A 20,350-nucleotide genomic window follows, 5' to 3' on the forward strand; every position below is an offset into this window, starting at 1 on the left:
TTATCTCAGTGTCCTTACTAATCCTAATCTTCCATCTCTTTTTCTATCAATTGAATGATGATATGGATAATTTTGATATGGATTTCTTGAATACGATCAGCGTAGCCAAAATGAGGGACACGCACTTCAACATCCGCAACCCCAGCCATTTTACCACCATCTTTGCCAGTTAACGCGATCGTTTTCATTCCTTTGGCTTTAGCCGCTTCAATCCCTTTTAAAATGTTTGCGGAATTACCTGATGTCGATAAACCAAACAGAACATCACCACTTTGCCCTACCGCTTCCACATAACGAGAAAAAACCGATTCATAGCCAAAGTCATTACTCACACAAGAAATATGGCTTGGGTCCGAAATAGCAATGCCAGGATAACCCGGTCTATCTTCGCGATAGCGCCCTGTGAGTTCTTCGGCAAAATGCATCGCATCACAATGGGAGCCCCCGTTACCGCAAGACAATACTTTACCGCCTTGCTTAAAAGAATCAGCAATCGTCTTCGCGGCCAGCTCGATCTGAACTAAGTTTTTTTCTTCCGATAAGAACGCCTGTAATACAAGTGCGGCTTGCGTCAACTCGCTCTTGATAAGGTCTTGATACATGGCTTGACTCTCCTGAATGATAACGTCACGGCTATAGCGTCGAATGTAGCAAGAAAAGTGAAGTAGTGTCGAGCTTCATACCGATAGAATGCCAACTCTCTTTATAGATTGAACACTATTCAACCAGCTCAGCTTTTCCCTCTATCCCTACAACCGAACTCACAAAACCCCACCAACAATACTTTACAAATATTTAACATTTGCGATACTAAGCTTACTGGTTAGACCTCTTACCTATGGTTTTAGGTGCTTACTCTTGCACAATGGAGACGCGTTTTATATGGAATTACTTTTTGCACTACTCACCTTATTGGTCGTTTCGGCCATCTGCCTCTATCACCGTACATCGCTATTTAGCAGTTTTTTCTGTAATACAGTGGCTTTGAGTCTTTGTTCTTTTATTGCAGGGTTTTCCATCATCCCTTGGGCTGTTTTGCTACTGATAACTGCGTTTATGCTGTGTGATACATGGCGTCAAAATAGCGTCACTAAGAAAGTTCTCACCCTATTTAAAGGGATGCTCCCCCCCATGTCGCAAACAGAAAAAGAAGCTCTGGATGCGGGTACTACTTGGTGGGAAGCCGAGTTATTTCAAGGGAAACCCAATTGGAAAGTGTTACAAGACATCCCAAAATCAGAGCTTTCTATGGAAGAAAAAGCCTTTCTCGATGGGCCTGTAAATGAGCTTTGCGCCATGGTCAATGATTATCAAATCACCCATGAGATGGCCGATATGCCTCCTGAAATTTGGCAATTTTTAAAGCAGCATAAGTTTTTTGCCATGATCATTAAAAAGCAATACGGTGGTCTTGAATTTTCAGCCTACGCACAAGCATTGGTGTTACAAAGATTAGCCGGAACCTCCATTGTGGTGGCCTCTACCGTTGGCGTACCTAACTCACTAGGCCCCGGTGAATTGCTGCAAATGTATGGTACCCAGCAGCAACGTGACCACTACTTACCAAGATTAGCCAACGGACAAGAAATCCCCTGCTTTGCATTAACCAACCCAGAAGCAGGATCCGATGCGGGAGCCATTCCTGACTACGGCATTGTTTGTCATGGTGAGTGGCAAGGACAACAAGTACTCGGCATGCGCCTAACATGGAATAAACGTTACATCACTCTAGCACCGGTCGCCACTGTACTTGGATTGGCATTTAAACTGCGCGATCCCGACTCTCTGTTAGGCGACACTGAAGATCTTGGTATTACCTGTGCGTTAATTCCCACCAATCTTAACGGGGTAAAAATAGGCCGCAGGCACTTCCCTCTTAATATCCCCTTTCAAAACGGCCCCACTCAAGCTGAGGACTTATTTGTTCCCCTAGATTTTATTATCGGGGGACAACAAATGGCAGGACAGGGCTGGAAAATGCTAGTGGAATGCCTCTCGGTGGGGCGCGCCATTACTTTACCTTCAACAAATACTGGTGGCATCAAAACCAACGCGCTCGCCATTGGTGCGTACGCTCGGATTCGACGCCAATTTAAACAACCGATTGGGCGCATGGAAGGGATTGAAGAACCATTAGCTCGTATTGCAGGTAGTGCATATTTGCTTGAAGGCGCCAACCTGCTCACCATGGGGGCGATAGATAAAGGTGCCAAGCCATCCGTGATCTCTGCCATTGTGAAATATCACTGTACCCATCTAGGACAAAAAGCGGCCATTGATGCCATGGACATTGCCGGCGGTAAAGGCGTTATGCTCGGTCCCTCAAACTTCCTTGGTCGCGCCTATCAAGGTGCCCCCATATCCGTCACCGTAGAAGGGGCCAATATTTTAACGCGCTCGTTGATGATCTATGGGCAAGGGGCCATTCGTTGCCATCCTTATATTTTACAAGAAATGGAGATGGCTTATAGCGATGCTCCTGATGCACTAGCGAAATTTGACCGCGCATTATTTAGCCACATTGGCTTTACCCTAAGTAACCTATCTCGCAGCTTAGTGTTCTCGGTAACCGATGGCTATGGCTCCTACGCGCCCACTCAAGGCGCTCCTGCTCATAAGGAAATAGCGCGCTATTACCAGCAACTAAACCGCTACAGTGCCAATTTAGCCCTACTCTCCGATATTTCCATGGCCTTCCTCGGTGGTTCATTGAAACGCAAGGAGCGTTTATCTGCGCGCTTAGCCGACATGTTAGGGCAACTTTATTTATGCTCGGCCATGCTAAAACGCTTCCAATTAGACGGTTGCCCAAAAGAAGATCTCCCTTTGGTGCACTGGTGCGCACAAGACAGCCTGTTTAAAATGGAATCGGCAATGCATCAATTCTTAATCAACTTCCCCATCTCGTGGGTGGGATTAACACTACGGGTACTATTGATGCCGATTGGGCGAGTTCGTAAAGCGCCCAGTGATAAACTCGATAGCCAAGTGGCAAAAATATTGCAAACCCCTAGCGCCACACGCTCAAGGCTTGGCAGAAATCAATATTTAGAACCATCTAAGTACTGTGTTCATGGGCAACTGGAACTGGCTCTCACCGTGATTGTGCAAGCGGAACCTATTTTTGACAAAGTGTGTAAGGGCTTAGGACGACGCAAACCTTTCACGCAACTCAACCTCATTGCAGAGCTTGGTCTTGCCAAAAATATCATTACTCAAGAAGAAGCAGATATTTTACTAGAGGCCGAATTGCATAGACTAAAAACCATCAATGTCGATGACTTTGACCCACAGCAACTGCCTGCTCAATCCACTCACCGAGCAACGCAAATGAACACCTCGCAAGTGTAACGGCGCAAAAAAAACAGCCCCGCAATAGCAGGGCTGTTTTTCTCTATCACAATCAAAGGGTTACCAATTATTATCACCAGAGACTAAGGTCATGCGCTTAGCATGCTCGGCCAATTCCTCATCGCTAGCTTTAATGACCTTCAATGGAGCACGACCCAACGCAACACGCTGAATGGTGGAACCTCCTGCAGTCTCACCGTTGTCACCTGTGAACTGAATCGCCGTCTGCCCCCCTGTCATAAACAAGAAAACATCCGCCAGAATTTCGGCATCGAGTAACGCGCCGTGTAATACACGAGCGGAAATATCAATGGTGAAATGCTTGGCTAACGAATCTAGGTTTTTACGGGCCGGCATATTGGGCAGGCGCTTAGCCATGGCCAGAGAATCCGTAATTTTGCAGTAATCCTGCGTTTTACCAATCGACGGATCTAGCAGGCTAAATTCGTTATCCATAAAGCCCACATCGAAGGGCGCATTATGAGCCACCAGCTCAGCGCCATCGATAAACTCAAGGAACTCTTGGTGAATCTCTTTATATTCGGGTTTGTCTAACAAAAACTCGTCAGTAATACCGTGTACAGCAATCGCTTCTGGCTGTATTTCACGATCAGGTTTGATGTAAACATGGAAATGACGGCCGGTTAATTTACGGTTAATTATCTCCACTGCACCAATTTCAATGATGCGATGACCTAAGTACGTTGGGCCACCTTCACGGTTCATACCCGTGGTTTCTGTATCGAGCACCACTATGCGGCGCGAATTGTTACTAGTATTCATAATAAAAACTGTGTCAGACTAAAGATAAGGCTGTTATTAGGCAATCATATCAAATCATGAATAAATACGTTGAGATTTTCACAGATGGATCCTGTTTAGGTAATCCGGGAGCTGGCGGTTATGGCATCGTCATGCGCTATAAAGAGCACGAAAAGCACATAGCTAAAGGCTTTAAGCTCACCACGAACAACCGCATGGAAATGATGGCGGCCATTGAAGGTTTAAAGTTACTTAAAGAGCCATGCAAGGTGATCCTCACTACCGACAGCCAATATGTGCGTCAAGGGATCACTCAATGGATCCACAACTGGAAAAAACGAGATTGGAAGACCGCCAATAAAAAACCGGTTAAGAATGCCGATCTTTGGCAGGCTTTGGATAAAGAAAGCCAGCGCCATGAAGTGGACTGGAAATGGGTTAAAGGCCATGCTGGCCACAGAGAAAATGAAATTTGTGATGACATTGCCCGTCAAGCAGCAGAAAAACCTACCGCCGAAGATACGGGCTATCAGCCATCATAAGGCGACAGCGCTATTGCATTGAAAGAGCTAGTGTTTAACTCGGCAATTAAGCCTTACTGGAGCAAGACGTCTCTTTAGTTTCCAGTGAGGTTTAATGGGCTTTAACGGATAGGTTCTTTTACGCGCTACAATAAAATATTGACTGCAAAACGGCGTACTCCAACCCCCGATACCATTTTCAATCCAAGTCCATACCGCTCGTTGTTTTTTCACCGGCACTAAGCCGTATGTATCCATATGCACAACTTGATAATTTAGAACACTCAGCCAATCTTGTATTCGGTAAGGGGTGAACATTCGCCCACTCCAAGGCAAGTCATGTTTACGCCAAGGCATTAAACTGTTCAAACCGGATAAACTGATCGGGTTAAATCCGGTAAGAATAAGATAACCATCGTCTATCATCACTCTATCCACCTCGCGTAATAAACGGTGCGGGTCGAGGCAATAATCAAGTTGATGGGCCATCAACACAACGTCGATGCTCTTTTCTAAAAAGGGTAAATCGAAGGCGTCGGCAATCACGTTGTGGATAGGATTCTCAATATCCAGATTAATTTGATGCTGAATATTACAGTTACAACTGGTAATCTCACAGCTTAAACCGCCCAGTTTCAGCATGTGGTAACCAAAAAGCTTAGGGCACCATTCATCCAAGCGCATTTGAATCGCCTCTCGCACCCATGCATGCTTAGGTAGATCGTCCCACGAATGGGGTTGCGTCATTTTCCGTGATATTCGAGCGGGTCGCATTCAGCTGTTCATCCATACAGAAACAATAGGAATATCTTAATGTTAGTCGTAAAAAGCATACCTGCATTTAATGATAATTACATCTGGCTAATTCACAATAACCAAGGTCAATGTGCCATCGTTGATCCCGGAGATGCCACGCCTGTTTTGTCTTATCTGCAAGAGCATCAATTACAGCTTACGACTATTTTAGTCACTCATCATCACTCCGACCATGTGGGTGGCATTGCAGAGTTAAAGCGCCACTTCCCCAACGCTGCCGTTGTCGGTCCTAAAAATGATGCTGTGGCAGGATTAACCTACTCCGTGGATGCTGAGCAACAGCTGGAGTTGTTTGGTGAGCATTTCACTGTATTAAGTTTACCAGGCCACACTTTAGGTCATATTGGGTTCTATGGTGGCGGCAAGTTATTTTGTGGCGACGTGCTCTTTTCTGCAGGGTGTGGCCGTGTGTTTGAAGGCACAGCCAAACAAATGTGGCAGTCACTACAAAAAATCGCGGACCTGCCGCTGGAAACGCAAATTTACTGCGCCCATGAATACACCGCCGGTAATCTCTCTTTTGCGATGGCTATTGAGCCAAACAACCCTCAACTGCATGAATACAGAGAAAAGGTGAACCAACTCAGAGCCCATCAAAAACCCACAGTGCCCACCACCATTGAGCAAGAAAAGCGAATTAACCCTTTTTTAAGGCTAGAATCGGCTGAAATTATCAAATCTGTATCACATAGGACTCAAGATCTCACCCCCGAGGGCGTTTTTACCGCATTGCGTAAATGGAAAGATAGCTTCTAATTGAGTACACTCAGCACAATTTATCTATCATACCTATCGAAATGGATTACAGTGCATCTAATTTCACAGAGCACATTGTCATTTATTTGATTGATTTTATCTTGTACTAAGGCTTTTTTAATGAAATTGAAACACAGTTGGATCATAGCTCTGCTACTTGCAGGTTGTCAGGCTCCACAACAACCCATAGAAACAGACACTACAGAGCTTCCTCCAACAACAGAAGAAAGCCCTATTAGCCAAGTTACACCTGTTGAAAAACCACCTGAGGTTGTCAGCCAACCGGTAGAAAAAGAGGAAGAGGCGCCACAGCCTACTCCTCAAGAGCAGGAAGACTTATGGAAACGCATTGGTATGCAACTGCACATGCCAGTCGCAAATGATAAGAAAGTGGAGTATTACCGTAACTGGTATATCAAGCATCCTAATCATCTAAAAACCGTCTCCAAAAGAGCAGAACCTTATTTACACATTATCGTTGAGCAAATAGAACAACGAAATCTCCCTATGGAGCTTGCGTTATTACCTGTTGTAGAAAGCTCTTTTGATGCGTTTGCCTACTCACACGGCAGTGCGGCTGGTTTATGGCAGTTCATCCCCGGCACTGGCAAGTGGTATGGCCTAGAACAAGGTTATTGGTATGACGGCCGTCGAGATGTGGTTGCATCAACCAGCGCCGCATTAAAGTACCTTGGAGACCTAAATAACCGCTTTGACGGTAATTGGAACCACGCTATCGCAGCCTATAACAGTGGCGGTGGACGTGTTAGCAGTGCGATTCGTAAAAATAGACGTTTAAAAAAACCAACGGATTTCTTTTCTTTGGAGCTTCCTAAAGAAACCAGCGCTTATGTACCTAAGTTAATGGCCATTGCCGATATTGTGGCAAACCAAGAAAAATACGGTGTGGAAATCCCACCCATTGCCAATAAACCGGTACTGGTGCAGGTCAATCCAAAAGAACAGCTCGATCTGGGCATTGCGGCAAAATATGCCGGTATCACGGTAAAAGAACTACAAAGCTACAACCCCGCTTACAACCAATGGGCAACGGCACCAGACGGACCGCATCAACTGCTGATCCCTATAGAGAAGAAAAAACAATTTTTAGCGCAAGTTGAAAAACACCGTGGTGAAGGGGTAAAACTGGTTCGTTATAAAGTGCAACCAGGTGACAGCCTAGGTCTTATTGCCCAAAAGCACGACACGACTATCAAGGTCATTCAAAATGCTAACGGCATGTCTAACTCCACCATTAGAGCGGGACATTACTTATTAATCCCGACCTCGACACGTTCAAACAGTGCTTATGCATTAAGTGCTCAAAACCGTCTTAAACGAACCCAGTCTCGCAGTCGTGGCGACTACAAGATGACCCATACGGTGAAATCAGGAGACAGTTTTTGGACCATAGCGAAAAAATATGATGTCTCTGTACAATCCCTAGCAAAATGGAACGGTATGGCCCCTAAAGACACCTTGCGCATCGGACAAAACTTGGTGATTTGGAAAAAAGGGGACAACGGCGCTGTGCTACGTACCGTTTATTACAATGTGCGCAGTGGAGACAGCATCAGTAGCATCGCTAGCCGCTTTAAAGTGCGTACTAGCGATGTGATTAAATGGAACGATTTAAGTAAATCTAAATACCTAAAACTTGGGCAGAAGCTAAAACTTTATGTGGATGTCACTAAGGTCAGTGTCTAACTTGATTGATAGAGAACTTAGCTAGCATCGGGTTATGATCGGAGGCGTCACTGGTGGGCGCCTCCGCTTTTATTAGCTGTAAATCACGGTAGAAAATATGGTCTAAAATATGGCCATACATGAACTTGGTTCGCGCTCCTTTATCAAAAGTGACTTCTTTTAAACCCACCGATGCCATGATGTGACTTAGCACGCTCATGCGCTCAGCGCTCCACGAGTTAAAATCCCCCCCAAGCAATATTGGCCCTTGATGCTGTTTGAGTTTATCAGCGAGCCGCTGTAATTGCTCTTGATAGGCCTTTGTTCCTATAGTGAAATTGATGCCGTGCACATTTCCCACCGCCAATACCTCACCATTGGACAAGGAATACGTCGCAAACAATGCCGACTTAGGTAACTGTATCCAAGGTTCTGTATCTAACTGCGCGCACGCCTGCTTTGGGTAGACATGGGTAATATTAAGTACCCCAGCACTGACATCAAAGGCATCAAAGGCATTCACTTGCTGGCCAATCCAATCTAATTGATAGAGCCAATCTTTAAACTCATCAGTGAGGCTAGCCTCTTGTAATAACGTCAGTTGTTTGCCGTCAATGAGGTCAGTTAACTCCCCTTGCCAATTATCACGGTTCTCTTTATATATATTCCACACCAACACATCAATGTAACCATTGTCATCTAAAAAGCCACTGGCATGAGCGGGACTCCAGCATTGAAAAGAGCTTGCTACTTGCATGTCCGCAACTCCATCCGTGGTAATAAGATGTTCATCCTCTGGTACAGTAAAAGTGAATTTAAACCACAACACCGCAAGCAGAACGCAAACCATGACAACCGATAGCCATAAACGCTTTGTGACAGAAAATATCATACGTCGAATACCTTAAACCTATTACTATAAGCATAATCAATTTAGCTTATAGTAATATTTAAGCATTAGAAAATAAAAACCCCCGCACTAATGGCGAGGGCTTCGTTTTATCTCTACCGTTGACCAAGCAACAGGCACTAAATGGCGTCTTCGTCTTCTTCACCGGTACGGATACGAATAACACGCTCTACCGTCGAGACAAATATCTTACCATCGCCGATCTTACCGGTTTGCGCTGTTTCAACAATACTATCGATACATTGTGCAGCAACATCATCAGATACGACGATTTCTAACTTAACTTTTGGCAGGAAATCAACCATATATTCAGCACCACGGTAAAGCTCAGTGTGGCCTTTTTGACGTCCAAAGCCTTTCACTTCAGATACCGTCATCCCGGTAATTCCTACTTCGGCCAAAGCCTCTCGCACATCATCAAGTTTAAAAGGTTTAATGATTGCTTCAATCTTTTTCATTACTGTCCCCTAATTACTCAAACCTTAATAAGTGTGAGTATTATCAACGATTTTCACTAAATTACCACAGACGAATTGCTTGCTAACAACAATTCTATCGTTATTTCATAGAGGCATAATATGCCGCTAGGTTTTCCATATCCTGATCATTTAACAGCGATGCCTGCGCTTGCATCACGGCCGCAAACGCTCCATTTCTCTGTTTCGCTTTATAAGCCTTCAATGAACTGACAATGTATTTCGCATTTTGCCCATTAAGATGAGGATAGCCATCAATATTTGAACGGCCATCAACACCATGACAAGCGGCACAAATCCCGGCCTTAGCCTTACCCGCTTCAATATCTGCAGCGGTAGCGGTGACGCTCACTAGCGACGCCAAAAGAGAGGATACAACGAGAGATTTTTTCATTTTAATTCCTTGTTGATGATCTTTTTTCCCAATAGAAGCGAGTGTTTGTCCCTACATAATTCTGGCAAACAAACACATCGCCCACGGCAACGACCTTCTCGTTATACATCAAAATGGGTATCAATGAGCGTTTCCATGGCGGAATATGATACTCCTGAAACAGTTTTTTTAGTTTTCGGCTTCCTGAACGTCCTTCAGGATGTGCCGTTAAACCACTAGGGTTGCAATGAACCCAAACTCTTTCATCCCCTTCTGGGGCTCGAATAGGCATGCCATCAACCAGTCCCTCCCCTAACGTCACACTCCCCAAAAGAGCAGGCAGTTCGCTCTTTTCACCTAAGCGCAATGAGGTTTGCCAATTAAGGGGTAACTGTTGTGGCTCCACCAAATAAATTCGCTGCTGGTAGCGACGCACGCTCACCTTGCCAATGATCAACTTAGGGTTTGCATCCTGTCCCGCTTTAAGCACTTCTTGATACACCAACTTAAGCTGTTTCTGACTGGGCATGGAATAACCACTGCTGGCAAACCAACGTCTGAGTAATCGATGACGAATGGCAGCAGACACCTCACACAGTTTTTGTGCGCATAAACTGTTATCGGCATTTAATGCCTGCTGATAATGCGGTTCGAGCAGCTCATCTAATAACTGCTCTTGTTCAAAACAGAGCTGTGCACTGCGCAGTGCATTGCGCTGTATTTCAGGCCAGCGCGCCGACAAGACAGGTATCACATCATGTCGTAAAAAGTTTCTATCAAACTGCGTGTCTTGGTTGCTTTCATCTTCCACCCACTGCAGTTCATATTGCTGGGCATAGTCCCCTAATTGCTGACGGCGTAAAGATAAAAATGGGCGTACTAGCCAGCCATCAAAAAAGGCCGAACACGCCCCCATAGCGGCCAACCCTTTGGGTCCACTGCCTCGTTTTAATGCTAGTAATAAGGTTTCTAATTGATCGTCAGCATGTTGCGCGGTGAGTAGTAGATCATTTTTGCTTACATGCTTAGCAAGCAATTGATAGCGCGCCTCTCTTGCTTGCGCTTCAAGGCTTTGTTTACTGGTTAAATCTAAGCTGGCGTATTCTACAAAAAATGGAATATCTGTCAGCTCACACCAATATTGGCAACGCTCTGCCCATTGCTGGGCATGTTCACTTAAGCCGTGATGGACATGCACAGCACGTACGTCAATTTGCGGGTTTTGCACCTTAAAGCGCCCTAAGCAATGCAACATCACCCGTGAGTCTAAACCGCCACTTAGCGCAACCACTAACTTTGCATCACTATTTAAGTGGGCATTAACCTCTTGTGTAAAAGTATCAATGACAGGATTCATTGTATTCCTCTGCATACTATTTATACCAATAACGGTTTAATCACTGTGATTGGTACCATCAAAAAAGGCGAGCCTAAGCCCGCCTTTTATCATTTATCTGTTGCCTAGCAAGGGGCTATTAACCGTTAGCAATAACCGTAGCTCATAAGGCGTTGGTAACGACGCTCTAATAGCTCATCGCAGCTCTTACCTTCTAAGGTTTTAAGTTGCGCGATTAGAGTGGCTTTCATGTTTTCGGCTGTTTTTACAGGGTCACTATGTGCGCCACCAAGAGGCTCTGAAACGATTTCATCTATCAAACCCAGCTCTTTTAAGCGTGGCGCGACTAGGCCCATCGCTTCCGCAGCTTGTGGCGCTTTATCTGAATCACGCCATAAAATTGACGCACAACCTTCTGGTGAGATAACAGAATAAGTAGAGTATTCAAGCATATTGACGTAATCACCTACACCAATAGCCAGTGCGCCACCAGAGCCGCCTTCGCCAACCACGTTACAAATAACAGGAACCGTTAAACCCGCCATGGCTTTAAGGTTAGTCGCTATCGCCTCTGATTGACCGCGCTCTTCTGCTCCTACACCTGGGTACGCACCAGCGGTATCAATAAAGGTGATGATTGGCATGTTAAAACGCTCGGCCATTTCCATTAGGCGAAGGGCTTTACGATAGCCTTCTGGCTTTGGCATACCAAAGTTACGCAGAACTTTCTCTTTTGTTTCACGACCTTTTTGATGACCAATCACCATTACAGGGCGACCATCTAAACGTGCCGTACCGCCAACAATCGCTTTGTCATCGGCAAAGGCGCGATCACCGCATAACTCGTCAAATTCTGTGAAGACATTTTCAATGTAGTCATAAGTATATGGACGCTGTGGGTGACGAGCGAGCTGAGCGACCTGCCAAGCACCAAGATCACCAAAGATTTTCTTTTTTAGCTCGATACTCTTCTTTTCAAGAGAGGCGATCTCTTTTTTCAGATCAACGCCATCTCCTCCACCATGTAGGCTCACGTCACGCAGGGCTTCAATTTTAGCTTCAAGCTCTGCAATTGGCTTTTCAAACTCTAGAAAGTTCAAACTCATCTAGCATTCCTTCATTCTTTTGAGCTGAAGACAGGGTGTTCTGCCATCAGTTAAATTCGAGTTCCACCTGGTCGTTACCAAGCAACTGCTTTAAATTGTCAATCAACGTATCACTTGGCGTTACTCGCCATTCCACACCCAAAGAAAGTTTGGCTCTGGCGTCGCTACGTTGATAATAAATGTTGACTGGAATGGTACCAGCGCGATGCGGTTCTAATATTTGACTAAAACGTTCAAAGAACTGCGCATCGATTTGTGACTCTAATATCGAAATACTGAGTCCTGAAGCGTATTTCTCGCGAGCATGGCCAAGATCCATTACCTCGCGCGCCGTCATTTTAAGGCCACCATTGAAATCATCAAAGCTGACCTGTCCGGAAACAACGACAATTCTATCTTTTTCTACCAGTTCTGCATACTTTTCTAACATATCAGAGAATAGCATCACTTCCATACGACCAGAACGATCATCTAAAGTCAAAATACCAATGCGTGTGCCACGCTTTGTGGTCATGACTTTTGCCGCTATAACCAACCCCGCCAGCGTAACGGATTGATCTCGTCGTGTTGGCGTCGCGTTATTCAAACGACAACTGGTGTATTTTGCCAATTCACGCAGATAGAGATTGATAGGGTGACCGGTAAGGTATAAACCTAACGTTTCTCGCTCCCCTTCCAACCAGACTTTCTCTGGCCATGTAGGCACTTGAGCATAAGCCTGCTCAACATCAGAATGGGTATCGGTCAGTACCCCAAACATGTCTGACTGACCAAAGGCTTCCGCTTGGTGATATTGACCGGCGGCCTTAACCGCAGCATCCACCGAAGCCATCATAGCGGCTCGGTGCGGACCAAGGCGATCTAGCGCTCCCGCCTGAATGAGCTTTTCAATCACGCGCTTGTTGCATTTTTTAAGATCAATTCGCGCACAAAAGTCAAAGAGATCTTTAAAGTGCCCCTCTTTAGTACGCGCTTCAATAATACTTTCAATAGGGCCTTCACCCACCCCCTTGATGGCACCAATGCCATAAACAATCGCGCCAGTATCATCAACATTAAAGCGATACAAACCTGAGTTTACATCCGGTGGTAACAGTTTTAGCCCCATACGGATACACTCGTCAACTAGGCCAACCACCTTCTCAGTGTTATCCATATCGGCGGTCATTACGGCTGCCATAAACTCTGCAGGGTAATGGGTTTTAAGCCATAAGGTTTGATAAGAAACTAAGGCGTAGGCCGCTGAGTGCGATTTGTTAAAACCGTAACCGGCAAATTTTTCTACCAAGTCGAAGATTTTCATCGACAACTCGCCATCCACACCGTTGTTTTCCGCCCCTTCTTTAAAGATAGAGCGCTGTTTCTCCATCTCTTCCGGTTTTTTCTTACCCATGGCACGACGCAGCATATCCGCGCCGCCTAAGGTATAACCTGCCAAAATCTGGGCAATTTGCATTACCTGTTCTTGGTAAAGAATGATGCCGTAGGTAGGATCGAGCGTTTCTTTAAGTGACTCGTGTTGCCAAGTTTCGTCTGGATAGGAGATGGCTTCTCGGCCATGTTTACGGTCAATAAAGTTATCTACCATCCCCGACTGCAAGGGGCCGGGGCGAAACAGAGCAACCAAAGCGATGATATCTTCGAAGCAATCGGGTTGCAGACGCTTAATCAAGTCTTTCATGCCGCGAGATTCGAGCTGGAATACCGCCGTCGTTTCTGAGTTTTGTAGCACTCTAAATGAGGCGTCATCCTTTAAGGGGATCGACTCGATTCGTACTGGTGCCTCACCGTTTTTTTCTAAACGCGGGTTAATTAAGCCCAGCGCCCAGTCAATAATGGTTAAGGTACGTAGCCCTAAGAAGTCAAATTTAACTAAGCCTGCGGTTTCTACATCATTCTTGTCAAATTGCGTTACAGGGAAGTGCCCTTCCGCATCCGCATAAATAGGGGCAAAGTCAGTAATCGTGGTGGGGGAAATAACAACACCACCGGCGTGCTTACCCGCATTACGAGTACAACCTTCAAGAATGCGGCACATGTCGATGAGATCTTTCACTTCGTCATCGGCACTGTATAACTCACCCAATTGCGGCTCAGCATCAAAGGCTTTGCTTAAGGTCATACCCGGATCGGGTGGCACCAACTTAGAAATGCGATCAACAAAGCCGTATGGATGACCAAGTACCCGCCCCACATCTCGAATGACCGCTTTAGCCGCCATAGTACCAAAGGTAATGATCTGCGATACCGCATCACGGCCATACAATTCGGCCACATGATCAATTACTTGATCCCGTTTATCCATGCAAAAGTCGATATCAAAATCGGGCATAGAGACACGTTCTGGGTTCAAGAATCGCTCAAACAGTAAATCGTATTCTAAAGGATCAAGATCGGTGATTTTTAATGCGTAAGCGACTAATGAGCCCGCACCTGAACCACGACCCGGCCCTACTGGAATGTCATTATCTTTAGACCATTGGATAAATTCCATTACAATCAAGAAGTAACCAGGGAACCCCATTTGGTTTACCACTTTCAATTCTATCTGTAAGCGTTCGTCATATTCAGGGCGTTTTTGTTCACGGACCACCGGATCGGGAAATAGAAACTCAAGGCGCTCTTCCAGACCCTCTTCGGATTTATGTACCAAAAATTCATCAATGGACATATCCCCTGTTGGGAAATTCGGTAGGAAATATTCCCCTAAACGCACTGTCACGTTACAACGTTTGGCAATCTCAACGCTATTTTGTAGTGCCTCTGGAATATCAGAGAACAGCTCGCACATCTCCTCTTCAGTACGCAAGTACTGCTGAGCACTGTAATTCTTAGGGCGACGAGGATCTTCAAGGGTAAAACCATCATGGATGGCCACGCGTATTTCGTGGGCGTCAAACTGGTCTTGATTAACAAAAACCACTTCATTGGTGGCTACCACTGGCAAGTCGTATTGCTGCGCACACTCTAACGCAAAGTGCAGGTAGCTTTCTTCATCCACACGGCCAGTGCGAGTCAGTTCAAGATAAAAACGGTCAGCAAAATGCTGTTGGTAAAACGATACGCACTGCTGGGCTAGATCGTGATTCCCCTTTAATAGCGCCTTACCTACTTCACCACTTTTCCCTCCGGAAAGTACAATCAAACCTTCGCTGAGCTCAATGAGCCATTCTTTATCGATAACAGGTTGATGTTGAACATGGCCTCTAAGGTAGGCTTTTGAAATCAGTAGGGTTAGGTTCTTGTAGCCCTGATTATTGGCTGCTAAAACAGTAATGCGAGTGAGCTCATCGGCAAACTCCGCAGACTGCATAGTAAAATCAGCACCGATAATAGGCTTAACCCCAGAGTTATGAGCATTATTATAAAATTTAACCAAGCCGCATAAGTTGGTGAAATCAGTAAGGGCGACCGCTGGCATGCCAAGCTGTGCCACTTTTTTAACTAAAGGTGGCACCTTAGATAAACCGTCCACCATGGAATAGTCACTGTGAACGCGTAAATGTATAAACTTAGGCTCTGTCATAATTACTCTATTATCTGGCTAGTCAATAAGACCTAACGCTCGTTTAACTGGCTTAAAACTTTTTCTGTGTTCGGCAATCACGCCGTGCTCTTCAATAGCGGCAAAGTGCGCTTTAGTTGGGTAACCTTTATGTTTGGCAAAACCAAATTGCGGGTGCATTTTATCAAGCTCAACCATCTCTTCATCACGCACAACTTTAGCAATAATCGAGGCGGCGCTAATTTCGGCCACTCTTAAATCCCCTTTCACAACAGCTAAACCCGGCATGCTAATCGTCGGCACTCGATTACCATCAATCAAAGCAAAATCTGGCTGGATGCGCAAACCTTCGATGGCTCTTGTCATTGCTAGCATAGTCGCGTGTAAAATGTTGAGTTCATCAATCTCATCGGGCGAACAGCGCCCTACCGACCATGCTAATGCTTTTTCCTTAATTTCAGGGAAAAGTGCTAAACGTTTTTTTTCTGACAGTGCTTTAGAGTCCGTTAACCCTTGAATAGGATTATTAGGATCCAGAATCACAGCCGCTGTCACCACATCTCCCACCAATGGGCCACGTCCCACTTCGTCTACTCCGGCAAATAAGCGATAGCCTTGCGGGTATTCAAAGGGCGGGTATTCAATCTTTGCTTTTACCATTTTACTTGCCTATTAATTGCAGTACCGCATTGGCGGCCTGAGTGTCCGCATCGCGTTTAATCCATGCATGCATTTCAGTAAACTTATTGGTCATATAGGAGGTATCTCCATCAATAAGGTTCTGCATGGATTCAAATATCTGCTGCGGATTACACTCTTCCATGATCAATTCGGTGATAAGTTCTTCATCTGCTAGAAGATTAGGCAGACTGTAATATTTATTAAGCATCATTCGCTTAGCGATAAAACCAGAGATTTTATTCACTTTATAGGCGGTAACCATAGGACGGTTAACTAACATGCCTTCTAATACGGCTGTGCCACACGCCAATAGCACATAGTCAGCGGCTGCCATAATATTACGTGCAGAGTTTTCTTCTATGATTTGAAAATCGAGTTCAGGGGCGCTGTGTTGCCAAATTTGTTCAAATTGGGCGCGTCTTGCAGGGTTGACCGCTGATACGATAAAACCAATATCTGGGTACTTTTGCTGTAATAACTTACAGCCTAGAATAAAGTCTTCCGCCATCAATTTGATTTCACCACGGCGACTGCCCGGCAAAACCGCTATCCAGCGTTTGTCTTGTTGTAAAGCAAACCTTTCTCTTGCTTCACTCTTGCTAGAATGCAGAGGTATCGCGTCCGCTAAAGTGTGGCCGATAAATTCACAAGCAACATTGTATTTATCATAAAAGGCTTTTTCAAACGGTAAGAAGGCCAACACTAAATCGGTAGCCGCATCTATTTTGAAAATACGCTTAGGACGCCAAGCCCATACAGACGGGCTGACATAATGAACAGTTTTAAGTCCTGCGTTTTTCAACTCTAACTCAAGGCGTAGGTTAAAGTCTGGCGCATCGATACCGATAAACACATCCGGTTGCCACAGCTTAAAGAATGTAGCTACCTCTTTTTTAATGTGTAAGATTCGACGTAAACGACCTAAGACTTCCACTAGGCCCATTACCGATAGCTCTTCCATATCAAATAACGAACGACAGCCTAAGGCCTGCATTTTAGGTCCAGCAATACCCACAAATTCAGCATCGGGGTAACGCTGTTGGATTCCCTTGATTAGACCTTCACCTAATGTGTCTCCAGACAACTCTCCGACAACAACACCAATACGCAATGGTCGACTCATAAAATGCACTCCATACACAAACAAAAAGATCGCCCTTTACAGCGATCTTTAAAAGAAAAACTAACAGCCTGTACTAGCGAATAATGCCACGAGTAACATTATTATTTAGGTAATCCAAGAACTGCTTAACCGCTGGGTATTCTTCAGCAGACGCTTTCATCTCTTCTTTAGCCTCGTCTAGTGTTAAACCTGAGCGATACAAGGTTTTGAAAGCACGACGAACAGCAAGAATGTCTTGTTTTTCAAAGCCACGACGCTTCATACCTTCAGAGTTAATGCCGATAGGACTGCAGTGGTTACCTTGCGCCATAACAAATGGAGGGATGTCTTGAGCTACGGTTGAGCCACCACCAATAAAGGCGTGAGCACCTAGAGTACAGAACTGATGAACAGGCACTAAAGCGGTTAAGATAACAAAATCTTGCACTTTTACGTGTCCGGCTAAAGTGGCGTTATTACCTAAAATAACGTTATCGCCAATGACGCAATCGTGAGCAATATGTGCATTCACACAAAATAGGTTATCACTACCCACTTGAGTAATGCCTTTGTCCTGAATGGTACCACGGTGCATCTGTACACTCTCACGGATGACATTGCGATCACCCACAACCAGTTGAGTAGCCTCACCATGGTATTTTTTATCTTGGTTTTCTTCGCCTAAAATGGCAAAAGAAAACACGCGGTTTCCATTGCCAATTTTAGTTAAGCCTTTAATCACGACATGAGACATAATCTCATTGTCTTCACCAATTTCCACATCGCCACTGATGTATGTAAACGGTCCCACCGTTGTGTTGGCACCAATTTTTACATTACCTTCAATAACTGCAGTAGGATGAATTTTTGCAGTAGGATCAATCATATTAAAATTCTCGACGAGCACATTTCAGTTCAGCAGAACACACAACTTCACCATCAACTTTGGCAACGCCATTAAACATGGCAATGCCACGGCGGTTTTTCAATAGTTCTACTTCGATAACCATTTGATCACCCGGAGTAACCGGTTTACGAAACTTCGCTTTATCTACACTAGCAAAGTAATACAATTCATTTTCTTTTGGCGCACCAAACGTTTTAAACGCTAGCAAGCCTGTTGCTTGAGCCATAGATTCAAGAATCAACACCCCAGGGAATACAGGTAATTGTGGAAAGTGACCCGTGAACTGAGGCTCATTAAAGGTTACGTTTTTCAAACCAACTAAATATTTGCCTTCTTCGTAATCAGTTACACGATCTAGCAGTAAAAACGGGTAACGATGTGGAAGAAGAGATTGAATCTCCATAATATCCATGGTCTTTTTTTCAGAAGTCAAAGTGTGTTTCCTTTAATGTAACGCTTTAATTTATTTAACAATCATAGACTAAAAAGACCTGCAAATCGCAGGCCTTAATATTTTCTTTAAGAGCCGAGCTTCTTTTCGAGTTCATTTAGTCTATTGAGCATATCTTCAAGTCTGTTTAGACGAGCAACGGATTTACGCCACTCTCTATTTGGCATGGCTGGCATCCCTGAGGAGTAGACGCCTTTCTCAGTGATGCTTTTAAGGATCATTGCACGACCGGAAATCATACTTCCGTCAGCAATTTCTAAATGTCCTGAGATGGCCGCACCGCCACCAATAATACAATATTTGCCTATGTGTGTACTGCCACCCACGACCGTACCACCAGCAATACATGAGCCGTAACTAATATGAACATTGTGACCAATTTGAATTTGATTATCTAAAATCACATTGCTCTCAATAACCGTATCGTCTAAGGCACCGCGATCCACCGTAGTGCTAGCACCAATTTCAACGCGATCGCCCACACGAACCGTCCCTACTTGTGGGATTTTAATCCATTCGCCACGCTCATTAGCGTAGCCAAAACCATCCGCCCCTATTACCGAGCTAGAATGGAAAACGCATCGTTCACCCACTTGTACATGATGATACAAGGTGGCATTGGCCCACAGTTGAGTGCCTGCGCCTACCACGGCATTTTTACCCACATAAGCACCCGCGCCAATGCTAACATTATCACCCAGTACTGCGCCGGATTCTATGGTCGCATTAGGACCTACAGAGACATTCGCCCCTAAAGTGGCGTCGGTGGCAATAAATGCCGATGGAGAAATACCTTGTGCTGGTAATTCTGGCGTATTAAAAGCTTGAGCCACCTTAGCGTAAGCCACATAAGGGTCTGGCACGACAAGTGTATTTCCAGTACAAAGCTCTCGCTCACTCTCTTTTACCATAACCACTGACGCCTTACACTCAGGCAATTGCTTCTTATAGCGAGGATTCGATAAGAAGGTAATTTGCCCTTCTAGTGCTTTATCCATTGCTGCTACTGAAGATACGGTAGCATCAGGGTCACCATATAAGGTGCCACCCGTGATTTGTTCAAGTTGTTTTAGCGTCAGTATTGTCATAATAAATTACTTAAGTTCGTCGATAACTTTTTGTGATAGGTCTAGATCAGGTTTTGCATATTGCAGAGCTTGTGCATCCACAACCAAGTCTACGCCTTCACGTTTTGCTACAGTTTCAACCGCGTTTTGGATAACTTTGAACAGTTTTTGCTGCTCTTCCATTTCACGACGTTTACCGTCACGCTCTAAAGCTTGACCTTTTAATTTGTATTCAGCTTCTAGGCCTGCAACTTCAATTTGCAGTTTACGAATACCGTCATCACCGAGCAAAGCTGCGTCACGACGTGCTTTTTCATGCTTAGTTTTGATTTTGGTTTCAATGGTTTTTAGTTCAGCTTGTTTATCTTTAAATTCGCTCTGCAGTTTTTTAAGCACTTCTTCACGTTGCGGTAATGCTTGGAAGATTTGAGCTGTATTTACATAGGCAACCTTCTGCGCAGCTTCTGCGGCATGAGCAACCAAAGATGTAGATAACACTACAAGACTTAGGCCAGCTGCTTTAATTAATTTTTTCAAAATATAT

19 protein-coding genes are annotated in these 20,350 nt (G+C 44.8%); 4 read left to right on the forward strand and 15 right to left on the reverse strand.

Going from position 1 to position 20,350, the window contains the following annotated elements:
* Positions 1-23: 23 nt before the first annotated feature.
* The gene (lpcA, locus tag OCU56_RS09395) at positions 24-602 is read right to left on the reverse strand and encodes a D-sedoheptulose 7-phosphate isomerase (protein ID WP_261872975.1); all 579 of its coding nucleotides are present in this window, start codon (positions 600-602) and stop codon (positions 24-26) included.
* Positions 603-882: 280 nt separating this feature from the next.
* Here lpcA and fadE point away from each other — a divergent pair, with 280 nt between their 5' ends.
* Positions 883-3,351, forward strand: a complete 2,469-nt coding sequence (gene fadE / locus OCU56_RS09400) for an acyl-CoA dehydrogenase FadE (protein ID WP_261872976.1) — start codon at positions 883-885, stop codon at positions 3,349-3,351.
* 60 nt (positions 3,352-3,411) lie between these two features.
* Here the strand turns inward: fadE and dnaQ are convergent, their stop codons facing one another.
* On the reverse strand, positions 3,412-4,134 hold the full coding sequence (gene dnaQ / locus OCU56_RS09405; protein ID WP_261872977.1) for a DNA polymerase III subunit epsilon: 723 nt from the start codon (positions 4,132-4,134) through the stop codon (positions 3,412-3,414).
* Positions 4,135-4,190: 56 nt separating this feature from the next.
* On the opposite strand from dnaQ, the gene rnhA reads away from it, so the two are divergent.
* Positions 4,191-4,655: a ribonuclease HI gene (gene rnhA, locus OCU56_RS09410; protein WP_261872978.1), complete on the forward strand. Its 465-nt coding sequence runs from the start codon at positions 4,191-4,193 to the stop codon at positions 4,653-4,655.
* Positions 4,656-4,682: 27 nt separating this feature from the next.
* On the opposite strand, the gene OCU56_RS09415 is transcribed toward rnhA, so the two are convergent.
* Positions 4,683-5,408 (reverse strand): class I SAM-dependent methyltransferase, encoded by a 726-nt coding sequence (locus OCU56_RS09415; protein ID WP_261872979.1) that lies wholly within the window; start codon positions 5,406-5,408, stop codon positions 4,683-4,685.
* A 39-nt stretch (positions 5,409-5,447) separates the two neighbouring features.
* Here OCU56_RS09415 and gloB point away from each other — a divergent pair, with 39 nt between their 5' ends.
* The gene (gene gloB, locus OCU56_RS09420) at positions 5,448-6,206 is read left to right on the forward strand and encodes a hydroxyacylglutathione hydrolase (protein ID WP_261872980.1); all 759 of its coding nucleotides are present in this window, start codon (positions 5,448-5,450) and stop codon (positions 6,204-6,206) included.
* 120 nt (positions 6,207-6,326) lie between these two features.
* Positions 6,327-7,913: a LysM peptidoglycan-binding domain-containing protein gene (locus OCU56_RS09425; RefSeq protein WP_261872981.1), complete on the forward strand. Its 1,587-nt coding sequence runs from the start codon at positions 6,327-6,329 to the stop codon at positions 7,911-7,913.
* Here the strand turns inward: OCU56_RS09425 and OCU56_RS09430 are convergent.
* The 12 genes from OCU56_RS09430 to OCU56_RS09485 form a co-directional block, all read right to left on the reverse strand.
* Positions 7,903-8,784 (reverse strand): endonuclease/exonuclease/phosphatase family protein, encoded by an 882-nt coding sequence (locus OCU56_RS09430; RefSeq protein WP_261872982.1) that lies wholly within the window; start codon positions 8,782-8,784, stop codon positions 7,903-7,905. The two genes, OCU56_RS09425 and OCU56_RS09430, sit on opposite strands and share 11 nt — an antisense overlap.
* 137 nt (positions 8,785-8,921) lie before the next feature.
* Positions 8,922-9,260 (reverse strand): nitrogen regulatory protein P-II, encoded by a 339-nt coding sequence (gene glnB, locus OCU56_RS09435; RefSeq protein ID WP_261872983.1) that lies wholly within the window; start codon positions 9,258-9,260, stop codon positions 8,922-8,924.
* 100 nt (positions 9,261-9,360) lie between these two features.
* Entirely contained in the window at positions 9,361-9,672 is a 312-nt protein-coding gene (locus tag OCU56_RS09440; RefSeq protein WP_261872984.1) for a c-type cytochrome, read from the reverse strand.
* A 1-nt stretch (position 9,673) separates the two neighbouring features.
* The gene (tilS, locus tag OCU56_RS09445) at positions 9,674-11,008 is read right to left on the reverse strand and encodes a tRNA lysidine(34) synthetase TilS (protein ID WP_261872985.1); all 1,335 of its coding nucleotides are present in this window, start codon (positions 11,006-11,008) and stop codon (positions 9,674-9,676) included.
* 125 nt (positions 11,009-11,133) lie between these two features.
* A complete protein-coding gene (gene accA, locus OCU56_RS09450) occupies positions 11,134-12,093 on the reverse strand; it encodes an acetyl-CoA carboxylase carboxyl transferase subunit alpha (RefSeq protein ID WP_261872986.1) in 960 nt (319 codons plus the stop codon).
* A 46-nt stretch (positions 12,094-12,139) separates the two neighbouring features.
* Positions 12,140-15,619, reverse strand: coding sequence for a DNA polymerase III subunit alpha (gene dnaE / locus OCU56_RS09455; RefSeq protein WP_261872987.1), 3,480 nt, complete (start codon positions 15,617-15,619; stop codon positions 12,140-12,142).
* Between the two features lie 18 nt (positions 15,620-15,637).
* On the reverse strand, positions 15,638-16,258 hold the full coding sequence (rnhB, locus tag OCU56_RS09460) for a ribonuclease HII (protein ID WP_261872988.1): 621 nt from the start codon (positions 16,256-16,258) through the stop codon (positions 15,638-15,640).
* Between the two features lies 1 nt (position 16,259).
* The gene (lpxB, locus tag OCU56_RS09465) at positions 16,260-17,402 is read right to left on the reverse strand and encodes a lipid-A-disaccharide synthase (RefSeq protein WP_261872989.1); all 1,143 of its coding nucleotides are present in this window, start codon (positions 17,400-17,402) and stop codon (positions 16,260-16,262) included.
* A gap of 73 nt (positions 17,403-17,475) precedes the next feature.
* Positions 17,476-18,267 carry an acyl-ACP--UDP-N-acetylglucosamine O-acyltransferase gene (gene lpxA, locus OCU56_RS09470; protein ID WP_261872990.1) on the reverse strand — a complete coding sequence of 264 codons (792 nt, stop codon included), beginning with the start codon at positions 18,265-18,267 and terminating at the stop codon, positions 17,476-17,478.
* A gap of 1 nt (position 18,268) precedes the next feature.
* Positions 18,269-18,700, reverse strand: a complete 432-nt coding sequence (gene fabZ / locus OCU56_RS09475) for a 3-hydroxyacyl-ACP dehydratase FabZ (RefSeq protein WP_261874801.1) — start codon at positions 18,698-18,700, stop codon at positions 18,269-18,271.
* Between the two features lie 107 nt (positions 18,701-18,807).
* Positions 18,808-19,827, reverse strand: a complete 1,020-nt coding sequence (gene lpxD, locus OCU56_RS09480; protein ID WP_261872991.1) for a UDP-3-O-(3-hydroxymyristoyl)glucosamine N-acyltransferase — start codon at positions 19,825-19,827, stop codon at positions 18,808-18,810.
* Between the two features lie 6 nt (positions 19,828-19,833).
* On the reverse strand, positions 19,834-20,343 hold the full coding sequence (locus OCU56_RS09485; RefSeq protein WP_261872992.1) for an OmpH family outer membrane protein: 510 nt from the start codon (positions 20,341-20,343) through the stop codon (positions 19,834-19,836).
* Positions 20,344-20,350: the final 7 nt, after the last annotated feature.

It is taken from the genome of Vibrio rarus (genome assembly GCF_024347075.1).
In the GTDB taxonomy this organism is placed as follows: Bacteria; Pseudomonadota; Gammaproteobacteria; order Enterobacterales; family Vibrionaceae; genus Vibrio; species Vibrio rarus.

Excerpts from the sequence above, each read along its gene's own strand:
- lpcA (WP_261872975.1), bottom strand. The coding sequence starts at position 602 with ATGTATCAAGACCTTATCAAGAGCGAGTTGACGCAAGCCGCACTTGTA.
- fadE (WP_261872976.1), top strand. The coding sequence starts at position 883 with ATGGAATTACTTTTTGCACTACTCACCTTATTGGTCGTTTCGGCCATC.
- dnaQ (WP_261872977.1), bottom strand. The coding sequence starts at position 4,134 with ATGAATACTAGTAACAATTCGCGCCGCATAGTGGTGCTCGATACAGAA.
- rnhA (WP_261872978.1), top strand. The coding sequence starts at position 4,191 with ATGAATAAATACGTTGAGATTTTCACAGATGGATCCTGTTTAGGTAAT.
- OCU56_RS09415 (WP_261872979.1), bottom strand. The coding sequence starts at position 5,408 with ATGCGACCCGCTCGAATATCACGGAAAATGACGCAACCCCATTCGTGG.
- gloB (WP_261872980.1), top strand. The coding sequence starts at position 5,448 with ATGTTAGTCGTAAAAAGCATACCTGCATTTAATGATAATTACATCTGG.
- OCU56_RS09425 (WP_261872981.1), top strand. The coding sequence starts at position 6,327 with ATGAAATTGAAACACAGTTGGATCATAGCTCTGCTACTTGCAGGTTGT.
- OCU56_RS09430 (WP_261872982.1), bottom strand. The coding sequence starts at position 8,784 with ATGATATTTTCTGTCACAAAGCGTTTATGGCTATCGGTTGTCATGGTT.
- glnB (WP_261872983.1), bottom strand. The coding sequence starts at position 9,260 with ATGAAAAAGATTGAAGCAATCATTAAACCTTTTAAACTTGATGATGTG.
- OCU56_RS09440 (WP_261872984.1), bottom strand. The coding sequence starts at position 9,672 with ATGAAAAAATCTCTCGTTGTATCCTCTCTTTTGGCGTCGCTAGTGAGC.
- tilS (WP_261872985.1), bottom strand. The coding sequence starts at position 11,008 with ATGAATCCTGTCATTGATACTTTTACACAAGAGGTTAATGCCCACTTA.
- accA (WP_261872986.1), bottom strand. The coding sequence starts at position 12,093 with ATGAGTTTGAACTTTCTAGAGTTTGAAAAGCCAATTGCAGAGCTTGAA.
- dnaE (WP_261872987.1), bottom strand. The coding sequence starts at position 15,619 with ATGACAGAGCCTAAGTTTATACATTTACGCGTTCACAGTGACTATTCC.
- rnhB (WP_261872988.1), bottom strand. The coding sequence starts at position 16,258 with ATGGTAAAAGCAAAGATTGAATACCCGCCCTTTGAATACCCGCAAGGC.
- lpxB (WP_261872989.1), bottom strand. The coding sequence starts at position 17,402 with ATGAGTCGACCATTGCGTATTGGTGTTGTTGTCGGAGAGTTGTCTGGA.
- lpxA (WP_261872990.1), bottom strand. The coding sequence starts at position 18,267 with ATGATTGATCCTACTGCAAAAATTCATCCTACTGCAGTTATTGAAGGT.
- fabZ (WP_261874801.1), bottom strand. The coding sequence starts at position 18,700 with ATGGATATTATGGAGATTCAATCTCTTCTTCCACATCGTTACCCGTTT.
- lpxD (WP_261872991.1), bottom strand. The coding sequence starts at position 19,827 with ATGACAATACTGACGCTAAAACAACTTGAACAAATCACGGGTGGCACC.